At 68.5% G+C, this 25,480-nt stretch carries 19 protein-coding genes and 2 pseudogenes; 14 read left to right on the top strand and 7 right to left on the bottom strand.

Going from position 1 to position 25,480, the window contains the following annotated elements; all coding sequences use genetic code 11:
• Positions 1 to 515: 515 nt before the first annotated feature.
• From CLI93_RS03415 to purF, 14 genes are all read left to right on the top strand, one after another.
• Positions 516 to 3,566 carry an Rne/Rng family ribonuclease gene (locus CLI93_RS03415; protein WP_095542870.1) on the top strand — a complete coding sequence of 1,017 codons (3,051 nt, stop codon included), beginning with the start codon at positions 516 to 518 and terminating at the stop codon, positions 3,564 to 3,566.
• 18 nt (positions 3,567 to 3,584) lie between these two features.
• Positions 3,585 to 4,379: a peroxide stress protein YaaA gene (gene yaaA, locus CLI93_RS03410; protein ID WP_095542871.1), complete on the top strand. Its 795-nt coding sequence runs from the start codon at positions 3,585 to 3,587 to the stop codon at positions 4,377 to 4,379.
• 192 nt (positions 4,380 to 4,571) lie between these two features.
• Positions 4,572 to 5,483 (top strand): 2OG-Fe(II) oxygenase, encoded by a 912-nt coding sequence (locus CLI93_RS03405; protein ID WP_095542872.1) that lies wholly within the window; start codon positions 4,572 to 4,574, stop codon positions 5,481 to 5,483.
• Between the two features lie 56 nt (positions 5,484 to 5,539).
• Positions 5,540 to 6,313, top strand: a complete 774-nt coding sequence (gene cysE / locus CLI93_RS03400; RefSeq protein WP_095542873.1) for a serine O-acetyltransferase — start codon at positions 5,540 to 5,542, stop codon at positions 6,311 to 6,313.
• Between the two features lie 143 nt (positions 6,314 to 6,456).
• Positions 6,457 to 9,678: a hypothetical protein gene (locus tag CLI93_RS03395; protein ID WP_143326423.1), complete on the top strand. Its 3,222-nt coding sequence runs from the start codon at positions 6,457 to 6,459 to the stop codon at positions 9,676 to 9,678.
• Positions 9,675 to 11,396, top strand: a complete 1,722-nt coding sequence (locus CLI93_RS03390) for an SWIM zinc finger family protein (RefSeq protein WP_095542875.1) — start codon at positions 9,675 to 9,677, stop codon at positions 11,394 to 11,396. The genes CLI93_RS03395 and CLI93_RS03390 overlap by 4 nt, the downstream gene beginning before the upstream one ends.
• 249 nt (positions 11,397 to 11,645) lie before the next feature.
• Complete coding sequence (acpS, locus tag CLI93_RS03385; RefSeq protein ID WP_095542876.1) at positions 11,646 to 12,089, top strand: holo-ACP synthase; 444 nt, start codon at positions 11,646 to 11,648, stop codon at positions 12,087 to 12,089.
• The gene (locus CLI93_RS03380; RefSeq protein WP_238945869.1) at positions 12,082 to 12,432 is read left to right on the top strand and encodes a hypothetical protein; all 351 of its coding nucleotides are present in this window, start codon (positions 12,082 to 12,084) and stop codon (positions 12,430 to 12,432) included. The genes acpS and CLI93_RS03380 overlap by 8 nt, the downstream gene beginning before the upstream one ends.
• 41 nt (positions 12,433 to 12,473) lie before the next feature.
• On the top strand, positions 12,474 to 13,571 hold the full coding sequence (gene nagZ, locus CLI93_RS03375; RefSeq protein WP_095542877.1) for a beta-N-acetylhexosaminidase: 1,098 nt from the start codon (positions 12,474 to 12,476) through the stop codon (positions 13,569 to 13,571).
• Positions 13,568 to 14,479, top strand: coding sequence for a transporter substrate-binding domain-containing protein (locus CLI93_RS03370; protein WP_238945870.1), 912 nt, complete (start codon positions 13,568 to 13,570; stop codon positions 14,477 to 14,479). Before nagZ ends, CLI93_RS03370 begins: the two co-directional genes overlap by 4 nt.
• Positions 14,480 to 14,612: 133 nt before the next feature.
• Entirely contained in the window at positions 14,613 to 15,995 is a 1,383-nt protein-coding gene (folC, locus tag CLI93_RS03365; protein WP_095542878.1) for a bifunctional tetrahydrofolate synthase/dihydrofolate synthase, read from the top strand.
• A gap of 5 nt (positions 15,996 to 16,000) precedes the next feature.
• Positions 16,001 to 17,083, top strand: coding sequence for an SPOR domain-containing protein (locus CLI93_RS15525; protein ID WP_275249533.1), 1,083 nt, complete (start codon positions 16,001 to 16,003; stop codon positions 17,081 to 17,083).
• A 108-nt stretch (positions 17,084 to 17,191) separates the two neighbouring features.
• Positions 17,192 to 17,779, top strand: a complete 588-nt coding sequence (locus CLI93_RS03355; protein WP_095542879.1) for a CvpA family protein — start codon at positions 17,192 to 17,194, stop codon at positions 17,777 to 17,779.
• Positions 17,780 to 17,873: 94 nt separating this feature from the next.
• Positions 17,874 to 19,394 (top strand): amidophosphoribosyltransferase, encoded by a 1,521-nt coding sequence (gene purF / locus CLI93_RS03350; protein WP_095542880.1) that lies wholly within the window; start codon positions 17,874 to 17,876, stop codon positions 19,392 to 19,394.
• A 114-nt stretch (positions 19,395 to 19,508) separates the two neighbouring features.
• Here purF and CLI93_RS03345 read toward each other — a convergent pair whose 3' ends face one another.
• The 7 genes and pseudogenes from CLI93_RS03345 to CLI93_RS03315 form a co-directional block, all read right to left on the bottom strand.
• Complete coding sequence (locus CLI93_RS03345) at positions 19,509 to 19,856, bottom strand: hypothetical protein (RefSeq protein WP_095542881.1); 348 nt, start codon at positions 19,854 to 19,856, stop codon at positions 19,509 to 19,511.
• A gap of 21 nt (positions 19,857 to 19,877) precedes the next feature.
• A complete protein-coding gene (locus CLI93_RS03340; RefSeq protein WP_095542882.1) occupies positions 19,878 to 20,090 on the bottom strand; it encodes a TOBE domain-containing protein in 213 nt (70 codons plus the stop codon).
• An 86-nt stretch (positions 20,091 to 20,176) separates the two neighbouring features.
• Entirely contained in the window at positions 20,177 to 20,956 is a 780-nt protein-coding gene (gene queC / locus CLI93_RS03335) for a 7-cyano-7-deazaguanine synthase QueC (RefSeq protein ID WP_095542883.1), read from the bottom strand.
• Entirely contained in the window at positions 20,953 to 21,651 is a 699-nt protein-coding gene (locus CLI93_RS03330; RefSeq protein WP_095542884.1) for a 7-cyano-7-deazaguanine/7-aminomethyl-7-deazaguanine transporter, read from the bottom strand. Before CLI93_RS03330 ends, queC begins: the two co-directional genes overlap by 4 nt.
• A 126-nt stretch (positions 21,652 to 21,777) precedes the next feature.
• Positions 21,778 to 22,512, bottom strand: a pseudogene (locus CLI93_RS03325) (ABC transporter ATP-binding protein); the annotation flags it as partial.
• A gap of 95 nt (positions 22,513 to 22,607) precedes the next feature.
• Positions 22,608 to 24,275: pseudogene (locus CLI93_RS03320) on the bottom strand (ABC transporter permease); the annotation flags it as partial.
• 162 nt (positions 24,276 to 24,437) lie between these two features.
• A complete protein-coding gene (locus tag CLI93_RS03315; protein WP_095542887.1) occupies positions 24,438 to 25,478 on the bottom strand; it encodes a Fe(3+) ABC transporter substrate-binding protein in 1,041 nt (346 codons plus the stop codon).
• Between the last annotated feature and the right edge of the window lie 2 nt (positions 25,479 to 25,480).

The raw sequence follows: 25,480 nt of genomic DNA, 5'->3' as shown, positions 1-25,480 counted from the left end.
GGCCGGTCGGGGTTGTCGAAGAACCATCTACCCAGACTCTGGCCCCGCCCTTTTCGGCGCGACGCGATAGAACACTGAATACGGAATCCCTCCGGCTGGCCGGCATAGCACACGCTAGTGACAGCGTGCACTGCTGGCGAGCTGGATTCGAGCGAGCAAGCACACCATGTTGATGGCCCTGGCAAACCTGCTTTGGCACTGGCTGCGGCCAGCGGCCTCGGTGCCTTTGGGCTGGACAGCGCTCGCCACCCATCAGCCGCTGCTGGCAATGCGCTGGCCTGCAAACAGGCTCGGCGGCGCCCTCGCTGTCATGCAAGCCCCTTTGCCTGTGCCGCGCTGCTGAAGCGCCTATGCGCGTTCAGCAGCCCTGGGCCGCCATTGACGCGCGGCCGTTGGGGCAACAGGGGCCACAGGCCGCCGCGGCGGCGTTTCCGTTGTGTCATCGCGAAGCCCGGATACAGGCATCGGGCGCCCCGCTGGGGCATGGATTGCTTTGACACAAAGGAACACGCATCATGAAGCGGATGCTCATCAACGCCACGCAGGCCGAGGAACGCCGCCTGGCCATCGTCGACGGGCAGAAATTGCTCGATTACGAAATCGAGATCGAAGGGCGCGAGCAGCGCAAGGGCAACATCTACAAGGCGGTGGTGACCCGCATCGAGCCCAGCCTGGAGGCTTGCTTCGTCGATTACGGCGAGGAGCGCCACGGTTTTCTGCCGTTCAAGGAAATCTCCCGCCAGTACTTTGCCGAAGGCGTGGCCGTCAGCCAGGCGCGCATCAACGACGTCATCCGCGAGGGCCAGGAACTGCTGGTGCAGGTTGAGAAGGAAGAGCGCGGCAACAAAGGCGCGGCGCTGACCACCTTCATCAGCCTGGCTGGGCGCTATGTGGTGCTGATGCCCAACAACCCGCGCGGCGGCGGGGTGTCGCGCCGCATCGAGGGCAGCGAGCGCAGCGAGCTGAAAGAGGCCATGGACCAGCTCGAATACCCCAAGGGCATGTCCATCATCGCGCGCACCGCCGGCATTGGCCGCAGCGCCGAAGAACTGCAATGGGACTTGAACTTCCTGCTCAAGGTCTGGAGCGCCATCGAGGAGGCCGCCGACGGCCTGCGCAAGCCCGAGCTGATCTACCAGGAATCCAGCCTGGTAATCCGCGCCATGCGCGACTACTTCCACAACGACATCGGTGAAATCCTCATCGACACCGACGACATCTATGAGCAGGCGCGCCAATTCATGGGCTACGTCATGCCCGAGAACGCCGCGCGCGTCAAACGCTACCGCGATCCGGCGGCGCTGTTCTCGCGCTTCCAGATCGAGCACCAGATCGAATCGGCCTACGCGCGCACCGTGCAACTGCCCTCGGGCGGCGCCATCGTCATCGACCAGACCGAGGCGCTGGTGGCCATCGACGTGAACTCCGCGCGCGCCATCAAAGGCGGCGACATCGAGGAAACGGCCACCCGCACCAACCTGGAAGCCGCCGACGAAGTGGCGCGCCAGATGCGCCTGCGCGACCTGGGCGGCCTGGTGGTGATCGATTTCATCGACATGGAGGACAGCAAGAACCGCCGCGAAGTCGAAAACCGCCTGCGCGATGCGCTGCGTCAGGACCGCGCGCGTGTGCAGTTTGGCTCCATCAGCAAGTTTGGCCTGCTGGAGATGAGCCGTCAGCGCCTCAAGCCCGCCCTGAGCGAAGGCAGCTCCATTCCCTGCCCGCGCTGCGGCGGCACCGGCCACGTGCGCGACATCGAAAGCTCGGCGCTGCAAATCCTGCGCGTCATCCAGGAAGAATCCATGAAGGACAACACCGCCGCCGTGCACTGCCAGGTGCCGGTGGAGGTCGCCAGCTTCCTGCTCAACGAAAAGCGCACCGAGGTCACCAAGATCGAAATCCAGCAGCGCGTCAATGTGCAAATCGTCGCCAATAAAACGCTGGAAACGCCCAACTATCGGCTCGAGCGCCTGAAGGTGGATGACAGCCGCCTGGACAGCCCCGAAGCCAGCTACAAGCTGGCCGAGGAAATCGAAGACCCGCTGGCCACATCGCGCCGCTCCAAGGAGCCCACCAACCGCCAGACCCCGCTCATCAAGAGCGTGCTGCCCGATGCCCCGCCGCCTGCGGCGACCAAGCCCGAGCCTGTGGCGGAAGCCGCGCCGACGGTTGCGGCAAGCCTGAGCAGCACCCTGGCCGGTTGGGTGGAGCGCCTGAAAACGCTGTTTGGCTTTGGAGCGCCAGCCACCCCCGCCGTGCAGCCCCAGGCCCAGCCTGAAGAAGGCGGCAAGGCTGGTGCTGCACGCAGTGGTGAGCGCCGCCGCAGCGGCGGCGAGCGCAACGAACGCCGCAGCGGCGAGCAGCGCAGCCGCAACCAGCGCAGCAGCAATGGCCAAGGTGGGCGTGGCGGCAACGGGCGTCAGGAAGGCGCTGGCGCTGCCGAAGCCCCACGCCAGGAGCGCGGTGAACGCAGCGAACGCCGTGGCGGCGAGCGTGGCGGCCGTGACCGTAGCCAAGAGCGCGCCGAAGCCGCGCGCCAGCCACAGCGCCAGCGCCGCGAAGCTGCGCCGACCGAGGCCAGCGCCGCGCTGGATGCCGAAAACAGCCAGCGCAGCCGCCGCCAGCCGCGCGCCGAACGCGATCCGGGTGGCGCTCGCGATGAGGAGCTGCGCAGCCCCTCGAGCGTTGAAGCTGGCGCCATGACAGCCAGCTTGCCGCTGGCCGATGTCACCACTTTCGATGCACAAGCTGCGGCCCCGCAGGGCAATACCGCGGCCGAAGGCGTCGAGGCCGATGGCCAAGGTCAAGAGCGCCGCGAACGCCGCCAGCGTGACCGCTATGGCCGCCATCGCCGCCGTCAGGATCGTGACGGCACCTCGGCCGATGCAGATCAGGCTGCGCAAGCGCAGGAGATGGACGAGCAGGCTCAAACAAGTTGGGCCGAGCCGCAGGGCTCGCAAGCGCCGCAGGAGCCAGCGCCGCGCCGCCGCAGCTATTTCGACCGCGCTGCGCAGGACGAAGCTGCGCCCCAGGCCGAGTCTGCGCCGCAGGCTGCAGCAGGTGAAGCAGCCGATGCCGCCCCAGCGGTTTCTATCGAGCCGGCCGCCCCCGTGGCTGCCCTGGCTGTGGAGTCGGCCCAGCCCTTGGCGGTATCCGAGCCAGTGCCTCAGCCAGAGTCCCTGCCCGCACCACAGGCGGAATCGCCGCAGCTTGCACAGCCTTCGGCAGAGCCTGCCCCCGCGCCTGCTGTAGAGCAGCAGTCTGCCGCACAGGCCGCTGCGCCAGTTGCGGCGCAGCCCTTTGTGCTCGATGTACAGGCGCTCTCGCACATCGTCACCACGGCTGGGCTGGACTGGGTGCATTCGGATGCCGACAAGGTCGCGCGCGTGCAGGCCGAAATGGCCGCCGCACCCAGGCCCGTACACGTGCCGCGTGAGCGGCCGCCGGTGCCGGTGCTTGACCAGGGCCCGCTGGTGTTGGTCGAAACGCGTCGGGATCTGCGCCAGCAGCAATACCCGTTTGACCCATCTGCACATGGCGTACAGGGCCACGCAGAGCAGCTTTGATACGGAGGAGGCGCTGCCATGCTGTTTCTGCTCTCGCCAGCCAAGTCGCTGGATTACGACAGCCCGGTGGATGCGGCCTTGCCCGCCACCGAGCCGCACTTCATGCCCCGGTCGGAGCAGCTGATGCAGGTGCTGCGCCAGAAGAATGCCGCTCAATTGGCCCAGCTCATGGGCATCAGCGACAAGCTGGCACAGCTGAACGTGCAGCGCAACCAGGCCTGGCAGCTGCAATCCACGCCGCAAAACTCGCGCCAGGCCGTGCTGGCCTTCAATGGCGACGTCTATGAAGGCCTGCAAGCGGCCAGCCTGAGCGCTCAGGATCTGGACTGGGCGCAGCAGCACCTGCTGATCCTCAGCGGCCTGTACGGCGCCTTGCGCCCGCTCGATAGTCTGCAGCCTTATCGGCTTGAAATGGGCACGCGCCTTCCCGTGGGCAGTGCCGAAAACCTCTATCAGTTCTGGGCCGAGCCGCTGGCCGAGTACCTGGCGCAGCGCCTGCAGCAGCAGAAAACGCCGCTGATTGTCAACCTGGCGTCGGGCGAGTATTTCAAGGCCGTCGATCGCCGGCGCCTGAAGGCGCGGGTGGTGGACTGTGTCTTCTATGACGAAAAAGGCGGGCAGTACAAGATCATCAGCTTCCTGGCCAAGCGCGCACGCGGGCTGATGGCGCGATTTGCCATCGAGCAGCGCGCCGAGCACCCCGAGCAGCTGCAGGCCTTTGCCAGCGAAGGCTACGCCTTCGATGCCCAGGCCTCCAGCCTCGATCAGCTGGTGTTTCGCCGTCCGGAGTCGGCCCGTCCGGCCCAGGCATAACACGCTCTAGGCTCGGCACATCGGCCCGCAAGCTGTGTGCGGCTGACGCGATTCCAGCCAGGCCGCGCTGCATCGCGCAGCCGCAGATTGTGAGAACATGCAGGCTTTGCCCTGGCTGCATGTTTTTGACGCCATGCAGCAGCGGCAGACACTGCGCATCGATGTTCAATATTCATAGGGAGGAAGCAGGACATGAGCGAGATCGCCACCACCACCAACCCCCATCTGGCCGCCGTGACGCCGGAGCTGCGCGCCTGGATCGTGGAGCAGGCCCAGGCCGGCGTCTCCGCGCCGCGCGTGTTGCAGGCCATGCTCGATGCAGGCTGGTGCGAAGAGGTGGCTCTGGCGGCCATGGAAGCCGTGCTCTCCGAACACCTGCAGGGCACGGCCGCAGCAGCCATGCAGCCGCAGGCGCAGGCGCGCAGCGACGAGAATGTGCCGCCTGCCGTGCCGGTGCCCGATCTGAGGCTGCAGCAGCATCCAGCCTTTCTGGATGCAGGCGATCGCCAAGTGCGTGTGGTGATGAACCTGCAGCAGCCGCGTGTGGTGGTGCTCGATGGCGTGCTCGATGCGCACGAATGTCAGCAGCTCATCGAGCTGGCCCAACCGCGCATGAAGCGCTCGATGACGGTGGATAACAACAGCGGCGGCGACGAGCTCAACGCCGACCGCACCAGCGAGGGCATGTTCTTCGAGCGCGGCGAGCACCCCGTGGTGGCAGCGCTGGAGGCGCGCATCGCCCGTTTGCTGGACTGGCCACTGGAAAACGGCGAGGGCCTGCAGGTGCTGCGCTATGGGCCGGGCGCCGAGTACAAGCCCCATTACGACTACTTCGAGCTGGGCCAGCCCAGCACGGCCACCTTGCTGCGCCGTGGCGGCCAGCGCGTGGCCACCTTTCTCGTCTACCTGAACACGCCGCCCGAGGGCGGGGGCACCACCTTCCCCAATGCCGGGCTGGAAATCACCGCCCAGCAGGGCATGGCCGTGTTCTTCAGCTACGACAAGCCACACCCCAGCACGCTGTCGCTGCACGGCGGCGCGCCCGTCATCTCAGGTGAGAAATGGGTGGCCACCAAGTGGCTGCGCGAGCGCGAGTTCCATTGACCTATGGCGGTGCCAGAGCCTCGCTCCTGGCCCAAGGCCTATTGCCTGTTCAGAGCATGTTGTCCCGTCTGCGAGCCGATATCCGATGCATTCTTGAGCGCGACCCCGCAGCGCGCAACGCCTGGGAGGTCGTGACCTGCTACCCTGGCCTGCACGCCATTTGGTTGCACCGCATTGCGCATTGGTTCTGGCGGCATCGGCTGTACTGGCTGGGGCGGCTGACCTCGCACATCGGGCGCTGGTGCACCGGCATCGAGATCCATCCCGGCGCGCGCATCGGCCAGGGCGTGTTCATCGACCACGGCATGGGCGTGGTGATTGGCGAAACCGCCGAAATCCACGATGGCGTGACCATCTACCAGGGCGTCACGCTGGGCGGTACCTCGTTGCACAAAGGCAGCAAGCGCCACCCCACCATCGGCGCAGGTGCCGTCATCGGCGCTGGCGCGCAGGTGCTCGGCGGTTTTGAAGTGGGCGCTGGCGCCAAGGTCGGCAGCAATGCCGTAGTCACCAAGCCTGTGCCGGCAGGGGCCACGGCCGTGGGCAATCCGGCGCGCATCATCCAGGCCGACAGCGACCGTCGCCGCGAGGAGGCCTCGGCCCGCATGGGCTTTTCCGCCTACGGCGTCACGCAAAGCGACGACCCCGTCTCCCAGGCGCTGCGCGGCCTGATCGACACCGCCGCACACTACGAAGAGCAAATCGCCCGCCTGTGGCAGGAGATCGAGCGCCTCTCCGGCCAACAGCCCCGGGCCGCAGAGGCCCCGGCAGAGGCTGCGCCGGGCGAAGAATCCGAACTGAAAAAACTGCGCGAGCTGGTGGACGAGTAACGCACCGCGCCTGAGCGCGGTCGCGCTGGCCAAGCGCGCGCTGGTCGCCCGCACACTGCGCTACCATCTGCGCATTGCGCGCACATGGCCCACGTCGCCCCAGCACGGCGCGTGGGCCGCGCTTTTTCATGAAAGCCCCGGCCATGGTCTTGCTCTATCGCCCCCATCAGGAACCTTCTTCCTATGCCATTGCGCTGCGCCCTGGCGTGGCAGCCGGCATGCGGGTCTGGGCCGGCCCTGGCCAGGGTGAGGCGGTGGCCTGGCATGTCTGCCCGCCTGCGGCCGACATGGATGCCCAGGCCGCCCAGCAGCGCGTGCAGCGCTTGGTGGCGGCGCGCGCGCGTGAGGGCTTTGTCGAACAGCAGGGCGCAGCGGGCAGCGCGGCCCAGGAGCCGTTGGCGCAGCTCGCGCTGGCCCTGCCGCCTTGGCAGGCAGAGCCAGCTTTGGCGCAGGCGCTGAGCCAGCGCCTGCACCCCGATGTCTGGCGCACCCTCTCGCCGCGCCAGCGCAGCCGCCTGGTCTGGCGCATTGGCGAAGTGCGGCTGACGGGCGTGGCCGGGCAGTTGCTGGCCTATGCCGGCAGTGGCGATGCCATGCTCGACTACTGCCTGGCCTGGGCCTTGTGCCGCTGTACGGCCGAGCACGATGCCCAGGCCGATGCCGTGCGCACGCAACTGCAGCGCTGGGCCCGGCAAGCGCCCGATGCCGCCTTGCAATACCTGGCCGGCGTGGCCTGGTTGGCCCTGAGCAGCCAGGCCGAGCGTGAGCGGCATGCCCAGGCGCTGATGGCCGACTGGCCTGCGCGCCTGCGCGAAGCCAGCGCGGCCGCCACGCCGGCCAGCTTCGCCGCTGCGCTGGCCGAAGGCGCGCTGGATGGCAGCCCGAATGGTGGCCCGGATGGTGACCTGTGGCAGCGCCTGCCGCACGGGCAATGGCTGGAGCAGCTCGACCAGGTTGCCCAGTCGCCCGCGCACCGCCATTGGGCCCGGCCCCTGCTGCTGCAGCAATTGCAGACGCTGCCGCTGGAGTACGGCAGCTTTCGCAGCCTGCGGCGCCTGTACAAGGCCGCGCAGCTGCGCCTGGACGCGCAGCTGTTGGGGCTGCTGAACTGGCGCTTCGAGACCACGCCGCACAGGCCGCCGCCCTATCCTGATGCGGCCCGCCCGTCGGCCCAGCCAGCGCTGGGCCACGCCTGGGGCCGGTGCACGCGCCAATACTTTCTGCGCCGCAGCTGGCGCACGCTGCGCCGCCTGGGGCAATTGGGCAGCCCGCACTACGTGCTGCTGGCCACGGCGGCCTTGCTGGCTTATGACGAGCAGCCACCCCAGGCCGGCAGCAGCTGGACCTTGCTCGAACACATCGCAGGCCAGGCCGCGCAGCAGGTGGCCGCAGCCGGCGGTGCAGGGCAGGGCGTGCCATTTGCCGCGCTGTGGGCGCAATGCCCGCAGGCTGTGCCATTGTTGCTGCACGCGCGCAACCCGGCCGTGGCGGTGCTGGCCGTGCGCCTGATGCAGCAGCAGCCGGCCTTGCAGGCCAGCCAGACGCCCGATGCCTGGCTGCAGCTGCTGGACAGCCGCCATGCCTGCGTGGCCCGGTACGCGCTGGAGCAAGTGCGCCACCTGCTCGACGCCGGGCGCGGCGATGCCCAGCAGCACAGGCGTTGGCTGGCGCAACTGGCCCGCGCCACCTTGCCCGAAGCACAGGCGCTGGTGCTTCAGACCCTGAGCCAGGATCCGCGTCGCCACGGTCGCGACCCCGAGCTGCTGCTGGCGCTGTTGCTGGCGCCGCAGCCGCCGATGCGGCAAATGGCGCGCCTGCTGCTCGACAGCGCAGCCCACGAGCCGGACGTGGCGCGCGCCTGCATCCAGGCCCTGCAGCATTGGCTGGAGGACGCCGAGCCATGGAGCGCCGCCTGGCAGGATGCCGAGCCCGACGTGCTCTGGGCCCTGCGGGAGCCGCTGCTGCATGCGGCAGCCACGCAAGCCTATGCACCATTGCTGCCCCTGCTCGAGCACCACGTGCCGCAGGCCGTGTGCTGGGCTGCGGCCTGGCTGGCGCAGCACCCGGGCTTTGCCGCGCAGCCGCCCATGGCTGCCTTGCAGCGCCTGCTGGACAGCCGCGACGAGCCGTTGCACCAGCGCGCAGCCGCGCTGCTGTTTGCCGCGTTGCCAATGCGCCTGCAGCAGCAAGAGCCGGCACTGCTGCAGGCCTTTGCCGGCAGCGCCCATGCGCCGGTGCGGGCCGTGGCGCACAGCGCCATCGCCGAGCTGGCCCGGCAGCGCCCAGCCGGCTTTGAAGCGTTGGCCCAGGCCTTGGTGCCGGGGCTGCTGGATTTGCTGTTTCGCGCCGAGCCCGCACCGGGCCTGCATGCCGATCTGCTGGCCCTGCTGCAAGGCCCGCTGCAACAGGCCGCGCAGGCGCTGGATGCCGCCACCGTGCTGCGCCTGCTGCTGGCCAAAAGCCAGGGCGCGCAGCAACTGGGGCTGTGGCTGCTGCCCGGCCAGCCGCGCAGCGTCTGGGCGGTGGGCGAATGGGCCGCGTTGGCGCGCAGCCCGCTGCAGGCCGCGCGCCAATGGGCCATCGAGGCCTACCGCAGCCAGCCCGAGCAGGTGCAGGCCAAACTGGAAGATGCGCTGCGCATTTTCGACAGCCGCTGGGACGACGCGCTGGACTTCGCCTGTGGCTACTTCCAGCAGCCGGCCTTTGTGCAGGCCGCGCTCTGGCCGCGCGCGCGCCTGATCGGCCTGTGCGACCACAGCCAGCCCCAGGCCCAGCAATGCGGCCGCGCTCTGCTGGCGCAGCTGGTGCCCATGCCCGAGCTGCTTCACTACCTGCTGCAGCTGAGCCAGCACCCCAGCGCCGCCATGCAGCAGCTGGTGGCCGATTGGCTGGAGCAAGGCGCGCTCGATGGCGCTGCCGATGCCGTGCATGCGGCCCATACTGAAGATGGAGCATCCACCGCAGATGCCGCAGCTCAGGCCCCAGCCCGGCAGCTGGCGCGGCTGCAGCAGCTGCGGCCGTACTTCGTGCAGGTGCTCTCGCAGGTCAACCGCGCGCGCCAGCTCAAGAGCCGGGTGCAGCGCTTTTTGTTGGCCCAGGCGCTGCAATCGCCCGAAGCCGCAGCCTTTGTCAGCGGCCTGTACGAGCGTCTGGTGGTGGGTATGGCTGTGGGCGACCGGGAGCACTACCTGCACAGCCTGCTGGCCATCCAGGCGCGCTACCCGCAGGTTGCCACGCCGCTGCACATCCTGGCCACGCCGCTGTGGCGAAGGGAAAAGCCGCACGAATCTCGCGATCCCGTGTGCGCTGCGACTCGCGCAGGTCTGCCCAAGGGCGCAGCCGCGCAGCAGGGGGCCTGGCCATGAAGTTCCAGTACCGCTACCTGGGCCACAGCACGGCCCACAGCACGGCCCAGGCCACCCAGCTCTCGTTCGCGCCCGACACGCTGCGCAGCCCGGTGTTCTTCGAGGCCGAGCTGGCGCAGCAGCTGCCGTTTCGCGAAGCCATCAGCGCACTGCACGACGTGGTGCTCAGCGACCTGCGCCCGCAGCAGCAGGACCGCACGGCCTACTTCGCCTGGCTGCAGGCGCATGAGCCGCAGCTGTTGGCCGACTTCATGGCCCAGGAGCAGGCCGTGCGCCAGGAGATGGCCCAGACGCGCAGTGAACTCGACGCTGTGCGGGCCGAAAAACATGCGCTGCAGGCCCCGTTCCTCAAGGCGCAGCAGCGCTATTTCGACTACCTCTACCAGCAGCACCGCGATGCCTGGTTCGTGCTCGATCCGGTCATCACCGTGCACCCGGACAAGCTGTTCTTCGAATGCTTCAGCCGCGATGAGGCCAGCTACGCCGCGCTCAGCTGCAGCCACGAGGGCTTTCGCCACCACGGCGCTTTCTCTTGCGGCACGACCAACATCGACTACTCGGCCGGCCTGTACCAAGAGTTCCAGCAAATCCGCGACTACCGCAAGACCACGCTGGCCGTGGCCGCCGACGGCTTTGCCGTGCAGCACGGCCAGGCCGCAGCCTTCGTCGAGAGCCAGATCGAGCTGCCCGACAGCTGGGTGCGCGGCTTTCTGCAAGTGAGCAGCGCCATGACGCTGCCGGCCCACACCGTGCAGCTGCACCCCATGGACGTTTACAACATCTGCCATGTGCTGCGCCGCCGCCGCGAGCGTACAGGGCCGCGCTCGATCCGCTTTTTCCTGCAGCCCGGCGCGCCGCTGCGCATGCGCTTCGAGCCCTGGAGCGTGGATGTGCACTGCCCGCGCTCCATCTACACCGGCAGCCAGGAGGCCGAAATCCGCATCTGGGGCCGCAGGCACTTGCTGACGCTGCAGCGTCTGATCCCCGTGGCCGAGCGCTTCACCGTGCACTTGCTGGGCAGTGGCATGCCCAGCTTCTGGATCGCCCACCTGCCCGGCGGCATGCAATTCACGCTGGGCCTGTCGGGCTGGACGGCCAACGACTGGGCCAGCCAGGCGCAGTTCGACCTGCTGGGCCCGCGCCACAGCGTGGCGCCGCAGGCCACGGCGCAGGTGCTGGCCGCGCTGCAGCAACACTGGCTGGGCAGCACGGCGCAGCTGGCGGCGCAGACCGGCCTGCCATCGCCCACCGTGGTGGCCGCGCTGGTGCTGCTGACCCAGGCTGGGCGCGTGGTTTTCGATCTGGTGCAAGGCCTCTGGCGGCTGCGCGAGCTCAGCGCCCAGCCCCTGCCGTTGGAGAGGCTGCGCTACGCCAGCGAGCGCGAAGCCCAGGCTGCGGCCTTGCTGCACGGCGCGCAGCAGGCCGGCCAGCCTGTGCAGGTGGCGCGCCAGGCGCTGGGTGGCGGCCGCGAGTGCCTGCAAGCCAGCGTGGCCGATGGCGCGCAGCGCCACGAAGTGCAGCTGGAGCTGGACGCCGACGCCCGGCTGGAATCGGGCCGCTGCCAGTGCAACTTCTTCACCCAGAACCAACTGCGCCGAGGCCCCTGCGCCCACATGCTGGCCGTGCGCATGGCCGACACCGCGCAGCGCATGCTGCAGCCCCAGGCCAATGCCGCAGCGCCTGCCTGGGCTGAAGTGCCAGGCGGGGATGAGGCATAGCCATCGCCCGTGATGGGCAGGGGCCATGTGCAGGCGCTGGACTTGCCCGCAGTGGCCACCTTGTCTGGCAATTGGCTGGTTTGGCTGGTTTGTGACTGGCGCACGCCAATGCTTTTCCTTCAGCGCCGGCCCGCTGCCGCTGCGTTTTGCGCTTTGCATCCCATCCCCAGCCGCTTCTGGCCCGCTCTTGCCGAAGTTTTGAACCGGTTCTGAGCGAGTGGGCCTGCGCGAAGGTTTCATAATGCGCCCATGATTTATGGCATTGGCACCGACATTTGCGACATCCGCCGCATTGAGCAGGCGCTGCAGCGCCATGGCGAGCGTTTTGCGCAGAAAGTGCTGGCCGATGGCGAGCTGGCCACCTGGCGGGCCCGCGCGGCGCGTTCGCCGCAGCGCGGCGTGCGCTTTGTGGCCACGCGCTTTGCCGTCAAGGAGGCCTTCAGCAAGGCCATTGGCCTGGGCATGCGCCAGCCCATGGGCTGGCGCGATTGTGAAGTGGCCAATGGCGCATCGGGCCAGCCGCAGATCATCACGCATGGCGCCTTGCGCCAATGGTGCGCGCAGCGTGGGCTGCAGTTCCACATTTCGCTCTCGGATGAGCAGGACTATGCCGTGGCCTTTTGCATTGCGCAGATCGGCGCCGCGCCAGGCACAGGCGCTATGGGAAGTACAGGAGGAAGCAGCGATGAGTGATCGAGCAGACCGGCTTGCCGCCAGTCCGGCAGCCGTTGCGGGAGATGCGGCGCTGGATGCGGATTTGCAGCACATGAGCGCCGCGCAACTGGCCAACGAGGTGCGCCGCCTGCGCGCTGGCATCCGCGCGCACCGCGACAGCTCCGGCCATGATCTGTGCTGGTACCACCCGCAGCTGTGGCAACTGCTGCCCGAGCAGGTGCAGCCCAGCCCTGAAGTGCCCGACTGGCCGCAATTCATGCGCGGCTGCATCCGCTACCGCCAATCGCTCGACGCGCAATGCCCTCAGGCGCCTCGCTCGCAGCAGGAGTTCGAGGCGCCGCCTGATGCTCCCAGCCGCTGAGGCACAGCCGCGCGGCATCTTTTTCTCTTTCCTTGTCTTCCATGTACGCACACGCCCCTTTGTTCATTGATGTGGCCGGCACCAGCCTGCAGGCCATCGACCGCGAGCGCCTGGCCCACCCGCTGGTGGGCGGCCTGACTCTGTTTGCCCGCAATTGGGAGGACCGTCGCCAGCTCGTGCAGCTGTGCGCGCAGATCAAGGCCGTGCGCAGCGATCTGCTCATCTGTGTGGACCAGGAAGGCGGGCGGGTGCAGCGCTTTCGCAGCGATGGCTTCACGCCGCTGCCGCCCATGCGCACGCTGGGCGCGATGTGGGAGCAGGACGACCGCCGCGGCCCGCACCGGGGCCTGCCGGGCACGGGCGCGCTGCGGGCATTGGGCGCGGCCACGGCGCTGGGCCAGGTGCTGGCCAGCGAGCTGCGCGCCTGCGGCGTGGACCTGAGCTTCACCCCCGTGGTCGATCTGGACTGGGGCGGCAGCACCGTGATTGGCGATCGCGCGCTGCACGCCGATGCGCGCGTGGTCAGCCTGCTGGCCAAGGCGCTGATGCAGGGCCTGCTGCAAGGCGGCATGGCCCACTGCGCCAAGCACTTCCCTGGGCACGGCTTCGTGCACGCCGATTCGCACACGGAAATCCCCGTGGATCGGCGCAGCCTGCGCGCCATCCTGCAGGACGACGCCGCCCCCTACGGCTGGCTGCGCTCCAGCCTGGCGGCGGTGATGGTGGCGCACGTGGTCTATGCCCGCGTCGATGCCCGGCCGGCCGGCTACTCGGCGCGCTGGCTGCGCGACATCCTGCGCGGGCAGCTGCAGTTCGATGGCGCCATCTTCAGCGACGACCTGAGCATGGAAGGCGGGCGCCGCCTGGACGGCCGCGCCGTGGACGCGACCGAGGCCGGCGTGGCCGCGCTCAACGCCGGCTGCGACCTGCTGCTGCTGTGCAACCAAAGCCTAGGCGGCGGCGCGGCCCTGGATGCCTGGATCGACGGCATGGCCACCGCCCTCAAGGCCGGCGACTGGCAATGCGACCCGCACAGCGAGCGCCGCCGCCAGGCCCTGCTGCCCACCACGCCGCCGCAGCCCTGGGACATGCTGATGCAAGACCCGGCCTACCTGCAGGCGCTGGAGCAACTGCCATGAACCGGAATCGAGCGACCGCCATGAAAACCAACACCATGTACCCAGTGACCCACAGAACCATTCAAACCATCCGCGCCTGTCGCGCGGCCGGGCCAAGCGCCATCTGGAGGCACTGGTGGCTCTGGTGGCGCTGGCTGGCCGCGCTGCTGCTGGCCGCCGCCGCCGTGCTGGGCCTGCTGGCCGCTCCTGCGGCCCAGGCCGGTGAGCGGCTCGACCGCATCATGGAAAAAAAGCTGCTGCGCGTGGGCACGCCCGGTGACTACCGGCCCTTTGCCATCAAGACCGAGGGCGGCTACTCCGGCCACGACATCGACCTCATCGAGCTCATCGCCAAGGAGCTGGGCGTGCGCATCGAGTATGTACCCACGACCTGGAAAACCCTGCTGCCCGACCTGCAGGCCGACCGCTTCGACATCGCCATCGGCGGCATCACGCGCAACGTCGCGCGCCTGAGCCAGGCCGACATGCTGCCCGGCTATGCGCCTTTCGGCAAAGTGGCGCTGGTGCGCGCCGAGCACAAAGATCGCTTCACCACGCTGCAAAGCCTGAACCAGCCCGATGTGCGCGTCATCAAGAACCCGGGCGGCACCAACGAGCTGTTCGTCGATGCGCACCTGGGCCAGGCTCAGGTGCGCACCCATGAGCACAACGCGCAGATCCCGGCCCTGATCGCCGAAGGCCAGGGCGATGTGATGATCACCGAAACCTACGAGGCGCTGCACTACGCCCGCGCAGACCCGCGCCTGCACGCCGCCTTCATCGAGCAGCCGCTGACGCCGCGTAACTGGCTGGGCTTTCTGCTGCCGCTGGACGACGCCGACTACCGCCGCGTGATGCACTTCGTCTGGCAGCAAATGCACGAGCGTGGCCAGCTGCGCGAGGCCCAGACCAAGTGGCTGGCGCCTTGAGCGCTTTCTGCACTGGCTGAGCAGGCGCGCAGCCCCTGAGTGGCTGCCGCCCAACCCATTGCGATCGCCGCGCACGGTGCTTTGAGCAAGGCGCCGTGCGCGGCATGGCGTTTCTTGTTTTCAATCCAAACCCATGACCCAGTCCGCTGCCCCCAACGCCGCCAACACCGCCAATGCCGGTACTGGCCCGGCCGACTTTGCCACGCTGGCCCAATGGCTGGCCTACTGTGAGCGCATCCACCCCCAGCAGATCGAGCTGGGGCTGCAGCGCGTGCGCCAGGTGGCGCAGGCGCTGGAGCTGCGCTTTGACTGCCCGCTGATCACCGTGGCTGGCACGAACGGCAAGGGCTCGAGCTGCGCCATGCTCGAAGCCATTGCGCTGCAGGCCGGTTATCGCACCGGCGTCTACACCTCGCCGCACCTGGTGCATTTCGAGGAGCGCTGCCGCATTGGCGGCGAGAACGCCACGGCCGAGCAGCTGCTGCCGCACTTTGCCGCAGTCGAGCAGGCGCGCTGGCGCGCCGGGCAGGGCGGTGAGCCGGTGTCGCTGAGCTATTTCGAGTTCACCACGCTGGCCATTGCCCGTCTGCTCAGCCACAGCCGGCTGGACGTGGCCATCCTGGAAGTGGGCCTGGGCGGGCGGCTGGATGCGACCAATCTGTTCGATACCGACTGCGCGCTGATCACCAGCGTGGACATCGACCACGTGGACTACCTAGGCCCGGACCGCGAATCGATTGGTCGTGAAAAAGCCGGCATCATGCGCCCCGGCGTGCCGGCCATCGTGGCCGACCCGATGCCGCCGCAGTCCCTGCAGGACCATGCCGAGCGCATCGGCGCAGACCTGTGGCTGGCCGGGCGCGATTTCAACTACGCTGGCGACCGCCAGCAATGGAGCTGGGCCGGGCGTGGCAAGCGCCTGCACGGCCTGGCCTACCCGGCGCTGCGCGGCGCCAACCAGCTGGTCAATGCCTCTGGCGTGCTGGCGGCCCTGCAGGCGCTGCGCCAGCGCCTTCCCGTTACCGCCCAGGCCATCCGCCAAGGCCTGGCTCTGGTGCAGGTGCCAGGGCGCTTTCAGATCGTGCCAGGCCAGCCCACGCTGGTGCTGGACGTGGCGCACAACCCGCACTCGGTGGCGGCGCTGGCGGCCAATCTGGATGCCATGGGCTTCTTCCCCACCACGCACGCGGTGTTCGGCGCTATGCACGACAAGGACTTGAACGCCGTGCTGCAGCGCATTGGGCCATTGGTCGATCGCTGGTATTTCACCGATTTGCCGCTGCCGCGCGCCGAGCAGGCAGCAGCGCTGGTGCAGCGCTGGCAGGCCCTGCAGGTGGCGGCCCAGCGCCCGCGCCAGGTGCCTGCGCAGGCCTTTGCCAGCCCGCAATTGGCGCTCGATGCGGCGGCGGCGGCGGCGGAGCCGGCTGATAGAATCGTCGTTTTTGGCTCGTTTCATACCGTTGGCGGTGTGCTCGCCCAGGGCGTGCCGCAGCTTGGGGCGCGCCACCTGCAGTAAGTTCTATGGCTTTATTCGACACGCGCGCTGCCGACAGCGGCGCAGAAAGCACCGGCCAGCGCGCGCGCGGCGCGCGCGCGCCAGTGAATCTGCTGGAAGACATGCGCCGCAGGGCGCGCCACCGGCTGATCGGGGCCTGTCTGCTGGTGCTGGTGGCGATCGTGGTCTTCCCCATGCTGTTCGACACCGAGCCCAGGCCCACTGTGGTGGATGCACGCGTGAGCATCACGGGTGGCGAGACCGTGCCGGCCGCAAGGGAGGATCCGGCCCAGGTTGCGGTGCTCACGCCTTCAGCGCCCAACCGCTACGGTCTGGCCGATGACGAGGAAGTCATGGACCTGGACGCGCTGCCGCCCGCACGGGCCGGTCGTGGCCAGGCCAGCCCGGCACAGTCCGCCGCCGGCAATCAGCAGGCGGCCGCGCGCAGCAAGCCCCAGGCGGCGCAGGAGCCACGAAGCCTGGCTGCCCAGCGCGCTCAAGAGGCCAAACAGCCCGCAGCCAAGCAGCCAGCGGCCAAGCCCGAAAGCAAACCGGCCGAGGCCAAGCCCACCGAGGTCAAACCCAAGGCCAAGCCTGAGGCCAAGCCCGCCGAGAGCAAGCCTGCGCCCAAACCAGAGACCAAGCCCAGCGCCAAACCTGAAGCCAAACCTGAAGCCAAACCTGAAGCCAAACCAGAGAGCAAGCCCGAGGCCAAGCCAGCCGAAAGCAAGCCGGCGCGGCCCACCCAGGTGGCCGTGGCCACGCCCCCGCCAGCGCCAGCGGCCAAGCCCGCAGCCGCCCGCGATGAATCTGCGCGCGCGCGCGCTTTGCTCGAAGGCAAGCCCGTGGCAACCACCACGCCCGCCGGCCGTTCTGACGAAGGGCGCTTCATCGTGCAGATCGGCGCATTTTCGGACGATGCCAAGGTGCGTGAGATCCGCCAAAAGCTGCAAGGCATGGGGCTGCGCACCTACACGCAAGTGGTGCAAACCGGCGCCGGGCGGGCCACGCGCGTGCGCGTCGGGCCATTTGCCAGCCGCGCAGAGGCAGATCGCGCGGCCGAGCGCGTGCGGGGCGCCAGCCTGCCTGCGGCCATTGTCTCCATGTGAGCTTTCCATGCCCATGCGCGTGCAATCCCTCACGGCGGCGCGGTCGCTGCTGGCTGCGGTCGCCGCCGCGCCGGATCGGGGTCGCCTGCCTGAACGGGGCCGCCTGCGATGACGCTCAACGGCTTCGACCTGGTTTTTCTGATGCTGGCCTTCGTGTCCGTGGCCGTGGGCATCTGGCGCGGCTTCGTGTTCGAAAGCCTGGCTGTGCTCGGCTGGGGCCTGGGCGCGTTTGCGGCCATGCGCCTGGGGCCTGCTTTGGGCATGTGGCTGCCGGGCCAATCGCTGGGCATGCCTGCGCGGCGCGTGCTGGGCATGCTGGCGCTGTTCATTGCGGCGGTCTTTGGTTCGTCCGTCCTGGCCACCATGGCGCGGCGCTCGATCAAGGCCCTGGGCATGCGCGCGGCCGATCGTTTCATCGGGGCGCTGTTTGGCGCCCTGCGCATTGCACTGGTTGGCGTGGTGCTGGCGGTGGCCGTGCACGCTTTGCGCTGGCAAACGCAGCCCTGGTGGAGCGGCTCGGCCGTGGGCCCGGCGCTCGATGCCGCCCGGCTGGAGCTGGCCAGATTGCTGCCCGACTGGACCATTTTGCAAACCCCCGAGCCGTTGGAATTGCCTGCCGTGCCCATGCTGCCCGCTGGCGCCGCGATGGAAGCCCTGGGCCGGCACCAGGGCAGCGCCGCTGGCAGCAGGCCCTGATGGCTGGCGCATGGCATTGCCTATGGGCCGTGGGGCCGCAACGCTTGCTTTCGTCTCCCTCCTTGAATCCGACTACTAGATAGGACTTACTGCCATGTGTGGAATCGTCGGCGTGGTCAGCCGCCATCCGGTCAACCAATTGATTTATGACGCGCTGCTGCTGTTGCAGCACCGTGGGCAGGATGCGGCGGGCATCGTCACGCAGCTCGATCGCAAATTCTTCATGCACAAGGCCAAGGGCATGGTGCGCGACGTATTTCGCACGCGCAACATGCGCGCGCTGCCGGGCAATGCCGGCCTGGGTCAGGTGCGCTACCCCACGGCTGGCGACGCCAACAGCGAGGAAGAGGCCCAGCCGTTCTATGTCAATGCGCCGTTTGGCATCGTCATGGTGCACAACGGCAACATCACCAATGCCAAGGCGCTGCGCCGCGAGCTGTTCGACACCGACCACCGCCACACCAACACCACCAGCGATTCCGAGGTGTTGCTCAATGTGCTGGCGCATGAGCTGGGCCGCGCCACAGGGGGGCGTCGGCTCTCTGCCGATTGCGTGTTCGAGGCCGTGCGCGCCGTGCATCGGCGCGTGCGCGGCTCGTATGCGGTCATTGCCATGATCGCCGGACACGGCATGCTGGCTTTCCGCGATCCGCATGGCATCCGCCCGCTGTGCCTGAGCCGCCCCAGCGAGGATGGCACCGTCATGCTGGCCAGCGAATCCGTGGCGCTGGAGGGCACGGGCTATGCGCTGGAGCGCGACATCCAGCCGGGCGAGGCGGTGTTCATCGGTTTCGATGGCAGCGTCAGCAGTGCGCTGTGTGTCGAGCCTGGCAAAGCCGTGCACGCGCCGTGCATTTTTGAATACATCTACCTGGCGCGGCCCGACTCGGTGCTGGACGGCATCTCCGTGTACCGTGCGCGTTTGAACCTGGGTGAGACCCTGGCCAAGCGCGTGCTGTCCATGGTGCCGCCCAAGGACATCGACGTGGTCATCCCCATCCCCGAATCCAGCCGCCCCAGCGCCATGCAGCTGGCCGAGCTGATCGGCAAGCCCTACCGCGAGGGCTTTGTGAAGAACCGCTATGTGGGGCGCACCTTCATCATGCCCGGCCAGAGCGTGCGCAAGAAATCCGTGCGGCAAAAGCTCAATGCCATTGCCAGCGAGTTCGAGGGCCGCAATGTGCTGCTGGTGGACGACTCCATCGTGCGCGGCACGACCTCCAAGGAGATCGTGCAAATGGCGCGCGAGGCCGGGGCGCGCAAGGTCTATCTGGCCAGCGCCGCACCGCCGGTGCGCTTTCCCAACGTGTACGGCATCGACATGCCCACGCGCGAGGAGTTGGTTGCGCATGGCCGCGACATTGAGCAAATCCGCCAGCTCATCGGCTGCGATGCGTTGATCTACCAGGATGTGGAGGGCATGCGCCGCGCGGTTGGCGCGCTCAGCAGCACGCTGGGCGATTTTGATGCTTCGTGCTTTGACGGGCGCTACATCACCGGCGACGTCACGCCCGATTCCATCGACGCCCTCAACCAGGGCCGCAACCCGGCCCAGACCCAGGACGAGGAAGCGCCAGGCTCGCGCCTGGCACTGCCCAACGCGCAGGACGAGTAAGCCGCAGGCGCAGGCCGCCGGCGCGGCCGGCGCCTGCGCAGTAAAAACCGCGCCATGGCGCGGTTTTTGTTTGTCTGCGGGGCAAAGGCCTTGCCAGGCCCAAGGCTCAAAAGCTCAAAGCTGCGCCAGGTGCAGGATTTCCTGCCCCATCAGCACGCACTGGCCACCTTGGGTGTAGTAGCTCAGGCGCATGCGGTACTCGCCCTTGTAGACAAAGCCCATCACTTCCAGCACCTCAAAACGCTGCTTGCGGTTGGCGGGGTTGGCGCGCGCGGGCAGGGCCTTGACGCTGCTGGCATCCACCTCGGCGCGGTCGTCGCCGTCGCTGTGAAACGCCAGCAGCTTGCGCGCCTGTGCCACGGCCTCGTCCTTGCAGGCCGGGGTCTTGTCGGTCGCCAGCGCCGGGCTGGCCAGCGCGGCCAGCAGCACGGGCACAAAAAGGCGGGAAATGGTGTGTTTCATGGGTTGCTCCTCCCAATAGGCTCATTCGTCCACGGCCAGCATCACGTTCGAGGCCTTGATGACGCCAAAGGCCTGCGCGCCTTCCTTCAGGCCCAGCGCCTCGGCCGAGTGCGTGGTGATGGTCGAGACGATTTGCAGGCCGGGGGCCAGCTCCAGCGTGACCTCTGTAGTGACGGGGCCTTTGTGGATGGCCACGACCTTGCCGGGCAACACATTGCGAGCGCTGATTTTCATGGTGATGTCCTCTGTAGGGTTGTGCTGCAAAAGCGGCCATTGTGCCAGGGCCTTGCCCCCGTCTGGGCAGCAGGACTTTGTTGCGCTCAGCAAGAGGGGGCGTGCTGCGCCGCCAGCCACTGCGCATGGCCGCGGGCGCGCAGCTGGCAGGCCGGGCAGTGGCCGCAGCCATAGCCCCAGCTGTGCAAAGTCTGGCGCTGGCCCAGGTAGCAGGTGTGGGAATGCAGCCGGATCAGCTCGACCAGCGCATCGCCGCCCAGCGCGTGCGCCAGGGCCCAGGTCTGGGCCTTGTCGCGCCACATCAGCGGCGTGGCCAGGTTCAAAGGCCGGTCAATGCCCAGGCTGAGCGCCACCTGCAACGCCTTGAGGGTGTTGTCGCGGCAATCGGGGTAGCCGGAGTAATCGGTCTCGGAGACGCCGCACACCAGCACCTGCAGGTCGCGCCGGTAGGCCAGGGCGGCGGCCAGCGTCAGGAAGAGCAGATTGCGCCCGGGCACGAAGGTGTTGGGCAAGCCATCGGCCAGCATGGCGATGGCCACGTCCTCGGTCATGGCGCTGCTGCCCAGCTGCGCCAGCGCATCGACTTGCAGCAGGTGGTCGGGGCCGAGCGCGGCGCGCCAGTCCGGGCGCAGTGCGGCCATGCCATCGCGCAGCCGCTGGCGGCAGTCGAGCTCGACGCGGTGGCGCTGGCCGTAATCGAAGCCCAGGGTCTCGACATGGGCAAAACGCGCCAGCGCCCAGGCCAGGGTGGTGGCAGAATCCTGCCCGCCCGAGAGCAGCACCAGCGCGCGGCGCTGGGGCTTGCCCACGCAATTGCAGGAGGCTGCGCTGGAGTCAGCGGGGGCTGGGCACAAGGCGCCCGTCATGGCGCAGCGCTGCGGCAGGCGGTGCTGGCGCAGGCCGGAGCAGCGGGCGCGGGCGTCTTGATGCGCCGCACGATGGTCGCCAGCATCAGCCCGTAAGCGGGCACGAACAGCGCCAGGCTCACCAGCAGCTTGATGACGTAATCCACCAGCGCAATCTCGCCCCAATGCGCGGCCATGAAGGGGTCGCTGCTGCGCCAGAACGCGATGGAGAAGAAGGCGGCCGTATCCAGCGCCTGGCCGAGGATGGAGGAGGCCGTGGGCGCCAGCCACCAGGCCTTGTAGCTGCGGCGCATGCGGTCAAACACCTGAATGTCCAGCAACTGCCCCAGTACGTAGGCGGCAAAGCTGGCCACGGCGATGCGGAACACGAAGCCGTTGAACTCGCCCAATGCCGCCAGGCCATTGAAGCGCCCTTCGTGAAACAGCACCGAGACCACGTAGGAGGCCAGCAGCGCCGGCAGCATGACGCGGGCAATGACGCGCCGCGCCGGCTGCTTGCCGATCAGGCGCACGGTCAGGTCGGTGGCCAGGAAGATGAAGGGGAAGCTGAAGGCCCCCCAGGTGCTGTGAAAGCCCAGCAGATCAATGGGCAGTTGCACCAGATAGTTGCTGGCGATGATGATGGCAATGTGCAGCGCCACCAGCAGGGCCAGCGCTTTGGATACCCGTGGCGACGGGTCGGCAAACGCGGTCATGGCAATCCTTTTTGATGAATGGGGTGAGGGAACCCATTGCGGTGAAAAACCAGGCGGGCACATACGCCGCGCCTGGGCAACCGGCGATTGTAGCCGCTGGTGACAGTCTTTTTCGAGGCTTCAGGCCAGCTCTTCCGGGCTGCGCCACTGCACCGCCTGGCCGCAGGTCAGCAGGCCGACGCGGTTGGCCATGATGCGCGCTTCCTGTTTGTTGTGCGTGACCAGGATGGCCGTGTGCTGGCCCTGGCGCAGGATGTCGCGCACTTCATGCGCCAGGTGTTCGCGCAGCTCGGTGTCGAGGTTGGAGAACGGCTCGTCGAGCAGCAGCAGCGCCGGCGAAGGGGCCAGCGCCCGCGCCAGCGCCACGCGCTGCTGCTGGCCGCCGGAGAGCTCGTGCGGCCAGGCCTTGGCCGCCTGGGGCAAGCCCACCAGTTCGAGCATCTCGGCCACGCGCGCCTGGCGCTGGGGGCGGCCCAACGCGCGCAGCCCGAAGGCGATGTTGTGAAACACGTTCAGGTGCGGGAACAGCGCGTAGTCCTGGAACATCATGCCCACCTGGCGCTGCTCGGGCGGCACGCTCAGGCTGGGCGAGGACAGCAGCCGCCCGCCCAGGTGGATGCTGCCATCGCGCAGCGGCTCGAAGCCGGCGATGGCGCGCAGGATGGTGGATTTGCCGCAGCCGGAGGCGCCGATCAGGCAGGCGATCTGGCCGCGCGGCAGCTGCAGCGAGAAGTCGCGCACGATCTCGCGCAGGCCCTGGGGCGTGTCGTAGCCCAGGCGCAGCCGGTCGATGGCGAGAAAGGCGGCTTCCGGGCTGGTCTGCGGTGTGGCTTGCGTGGCGGGGAGCGTCGTTTGCGACATAGGTGGCATAGGGCAATTCATGCGATGGCCTGGCGCTGCGCGGCTACGGGCTGGGACGGCTTGGGCGCCTGTGGCCGCGCCGATGAGCCGTTGCCGCCCACGGCCAGCTGGGTGCGCGCCAGCACGATCACCGGCAACAGGCCGGCCAACACAATGGCCAGTGCGGCGATGGCGCCTTCTTCATAGGTGCCGCGCGCAGCCTCGGCATACAGCCGTGTGGCCAAGGTTTCGAAGTTCAGCGGGCGCAGCAGCAGCGTAGCGGGCAGTTCTTTCATGGTATCGACGAACACCAGCAGCGCAGCCGCAGCCAGCGCCGGGCGCAGCAGCGGCAGGTGTACGCGCCAGAGCGTGGCGGCGCTGCCGTGGCCCAGCAGGCGCGCGGCCTGCTCCAGCGAGGGCGGGATGCGCGCCAGCCCGGCCTCGATGCCGCCAATGGCAATGGCCATGAAGCGCAGCACATAGGCCATGACCAGCGCCGCGCTGCTGGCCATCAGCCATAGGCCCGGCTCGCGCAGCAGTGCGGAGATGCCCCGATCCATCAGCGCCAGCGGGCTGAGCAGGCCGATGGCCAGGATGGTGCCCGGAATGGCATAGCCCAGGTGGCCGATGCGGGCGCAGGCCATGGCCCAGCGGCTGCGCCGCCCGTCGATGGCCAGGCGCGCCTGCCAGGCCAGCAGCAGGCCGCACAGCAGCGCGATGCCGGTGGCCGCCAGCGCCAGTGCCACGGTGTTGCGCAGGCTCGTCCACAGCGCTGGGGAGATGCTGTGCGCCTCGTGCAGGCGCTCGGCTGCGGCGCTGGCCAGGTAGGCGGCGGGCAGGGCAAAGCCCAGCAGCACGGGCAGTGCGCCCAGCAGCAGCGCCAGCCAGGCGCGGCCGCCGTGCAATTGGCGCGGCTGCGCCGGGCGCAGGCGCTGGGCGGTGGCAAAGCGCTGGCGCTGGCGACCGCGCCGCTCCAGCAGGATCAGGGCCACGACCAGCAGCAGCATCAGCAGCGCCAGCTGCGCTGCGCCGCCCAGGTCGGAGCGCGTCACCCAGGTGTTGTAGGTGGCCACGGTCATGGTGCGCACGCCGAGGAACTCGGAGGCGCCGATGTCGTTGAGCGTCTCCAGCAGCGCCAGCGCCACGCCGGTGGCAATGCCCGGGCGCGCCATGGGCAGGGCCACGCGCCAGAACGCGCCGGCGGCCGAGCAGCCCAGGGTGCGCGCCGCCTCCAGCAGGCTGGCGCTCTGGCTCATGAACATGAAGCGCGTGCTCAGGTACACATAGGGGTAGAGCACCAGCGACAGCAGCGCGATGGCGCCGGGCAGCGAGCGCACATCGGGCAGGCGAAACTCGCGCGGGCTGCTGTAGCCCAGCAGCTCGCGCACCCAGCCCTGCAGCGGGCCGATGGGGTGCAGCACGTCCAGGTAGGCGTAGGCGATCACGTAGCTGGGGATGGCCATGGGCAGCAGCAGCGCCCAGACCAGCAGGCCACGGCCGGGGAAGCGGTAGGCCGTCACCAGCCAGGCCGCGCCCGTGCCGATGGCCGTGACCAGCAGCCCCACGCCCAGCAGCAGCCACAGCGTGTTGCGCGCCGCTACGGGCAGCACGTGCCGGGCCAGGTGCGACCAATGGTCCCATTGCGCATGCTGGGCGTGCCACAGCAGCGCGGCGATGGGCGCCAGCGCCAACAGCGCCAGCAGGGTGCAGGCCAGGCCGGCGGGCCAGCCCAGGCGGTGCGGGGCGCGCAGCGGCGCGGAAAGGGGCAGGGCGGTGTCGGACAAGGCGGGTCAAAGGCCCCAGGGGCCGAAGAAAAGCAGCCGGCGATGGTGCTGCGCGTCAATGGCAAAACGCCGCCCAGTGCTGGGCGGCGGCGAGGAGGGGCAGCTGCGCTGACCCGCCATGGACGGCGGGGCGCAGCTGGCAGGGAAGATCTGCGATTGCGATCAGTTGTCGAAGCCGACCTTGTCCACCAGTTCGCTGGCGAGCTTGCGGTGCTTGGCCACTTCCGTCAGCTGCAGGGTGTCTGCCTTGAGCGGGCCGAAGGATTCGGTCACCGGATCGAGCTTGACGCCTTCGCGGATCGGGTACTCGTAGTTGGCGTTGGCGTAGAGCTCTTGGGCCGGCACGGACACCAGGTACTCCAGCAGCTTGACGGCGTTGTCTTTGTTGGGCGCGTTCTTGGCCACGGCGCCACCGGAGATGTTCACGTGCGTGCCGCCGTCCTTGCCGAAGGTCGGACGCACCACTTTGATGGCCTGGCCCCACTTGTAGTCGTCGCTCTCGGGCTTGGCATTCTTCATGCGGCCCACGTAGTAGTTGTTGGCGATGCCGATGTCGCAGATGCCGCCCAGAATGTCGCGCGCCACGTTGCGGTCGCCGCCGGTGGCCTTGCGCGCCAGGTTGGCCTTGACGCCCTTGAGCCACTGCTCGGTGGCCTCGGCGCCGTTGTGCGCGATCATGGCCGAGATCAGCGCCGTGTTGTAGGGGTGCTGGCCGGCGCGGATGCAGACCTTGCCCTTCCACTTCGGGTCGGCCAGGTCTTCATAGGTGAAGTTGGACAGATCCAGGTCCTTGTCCACATACAGCACGCGGTCGCGCAGCGACAGCGCAAACCACTCGCCATTGGCGCCGCGCAGGTGTGCTGGCAGCGTGCTGGTCAGCGCCTCGGATTGGATGGGTTGCGTCACGCCGGCATTGACCAGATCCAGCAGGTTGCCGATGTCCACCACCATGAACACGTCCGCAGGCGATTGCGCGCCCTCGGCCTTGGCGCGCTCGAGCAGGCCATCCTTGACGAACACCGTATTGACCTTGGTGCCGCTGTCTTTCTCGAAGGCCTTGAGCAGCGGCTCGATCAGCGCCGGCTCGCGCGTGGTGTAGAGGTTGACCTCGCCAGCGGCCAGGGCAGCGGGCGAGAAAGCGCCTGCGCCCAGGGCGAGCAGGGCGGCGCACAAGGTGTTGCGCTTGGAATTGCGAGCGGACATGG

The organism is Vandammella animalimorsus, from assembly GCF_002288875.1.
In the GTDB taxonomy this organism is placed as follows: Bacteria; Pseudomonadota; Gammaproteobacteria; order Burkholderiales; family Burkholderiaceae_C; genus Lampropedia; species Lampropedia animalimorsus.
Note: the sequence above shows the minus strand (reverse complement) of the source record. Positions and strands in the feature narration are given on the sequence as shown.

What these genes read in the sequence shown, in the direction of transcription:
- CLI93_RS03415 (WP_095542870.1), top strand. Translation starts at nt 516, where the DNA reads ATGAAGCGGATGCTCATCAACGCCACGCAGGCCGAGGAACGCCGCCTG.
- yaaA (WP_095542871.1), top strand. Translation starts at nt 3,585, where the DNA reads ATGCTGTTTCTGCTCTCGCCAGCCAAGTCGCTGGATTACGACAGCCCG.
- CLI93_RS03405 (WP_095542872.1), top strand. Translation starts at nt 4,572, where the DNA reads ATGAGCGAGATCGCCACCACCACCAACCCCCATCTGGCCGCCGTGACG.
- cysE (WP_095542873.1), top strand. Translation starts at nt 5,540, where the DNA reads ATGTTGTCCCGTCTGCGAGCCGATATCCGATGCATTCTTGAGCGCGAC.
- CLI93_RS03395 (WP_143326423.1), top strand. Translation starts at nt 6,457, where the DNA reads ATGGTCTTGCTCTATCGCCCCCATCAGGAACCTTCTTCCTATGCCATT.
- CLI93_RS03390 (WP_095542875.1), top strand. Translation starts at nt 9,675, where the DNA reads ATGAAGTTCCAGTACCGCTACCTGGGCCACAGCACGGCCCACAGCACG.
- acpS (WP_095542876.1), top strand. Translation starts at nt 11,646, where the DNA reads ATGATTTATGGCATTGGCACCGACATTTGCGACATCCGCCGCATTGAG.
- CLI93_RS03380 (WP_238945869.1), top strand. Translation starts at nt 12,082, where the DNA reads ATGAGTGATCGAGCAGACCGGCTTGCCGCCAGTCCGGCAGCCGTTGCG.
- nagZ (WP_095542877.1), top strand. Translation starts at nt 12,474, where the DNA reads ATGTACGCACACGCCCCTTTGTTCATTGATGTGGCCGGCACCAGCCTG.
- CLI93_RS03370 (WP_238945870.1), top strand. Translation starts at nt 13,568, where the DNA reads ATGAACCGGAATCGAGCGACCGCCATGAAAACCAACACCATGTACCCA.
- folC (WP_095542878.1), top strand. Translation starts at nt 14,613, where the DNA reads ATGACCCAGTCCGCTGCCCCCAACGCCGCCAACACCGCCAATGCCGGT.
- CLI93_RS15525 (WP_275249533.1), top strand. Translation starts at nt 16,001, where the DNA reads ATGGCTTTATTCGACACGCGCGCTGCCGACAGCGGCGCAGAAAGCACC.
- CLI93_RS03355 (WP_095542879.1), top strand. Translation starts at nt 17,192, where the DNA reads ATGACGCTCAACGGCTTCGACCTGGTTTTTCTGATGCTGGCCTTCGTG.
- purF (WP_095542880.1), top strand. Translation starts at nt 17,874, where the DNA reads ATGTGTGGAATCGTCGGCGTGGTCAGCCGCCATCCGGTCAACCAATTG.
- CLI93_RS03345 (WP_095542881.1), bottom strand. Translation starts at nt 19,856, where the DNA reads ATGAAACACACCATTTCCCGCCTTTTTGTGCCCGTGCTGCTGGCCGCG.
- CLI93_RS03340 (WP_095542882.1), bottom strand. Translation starts at nt 20,090, where the DNA reads ATGAAAATCAGCGCTCGCAATGTGTTGCCCGGCAAGGTCGTGGCCATC.
- queC (WP_095542883.1), bottom strand. Translation starts at nt 20,956, where the DNA reads ATGACGGGCGCCTTGTGCCCAGCCCCCGCTGACTCCAGCGCAGCCTCC.
- CLI93_RS03330 (WP_095542884.1), bottom strand. Translation starts at nt 21,651, where the DNA reads ATGACCGCGTTTGCCGACCCGTCGCCACGGGTATCCAAAGCGCTGGCC.
- CLI93_RS03315 (WP_095542887.1), bottom strand. Translation starts at nt 25,478, where the DNA reads ATGTCCGCTCGCAATTCCAAGCGCAACACCTTGTGCGCCGCCCTGCTC.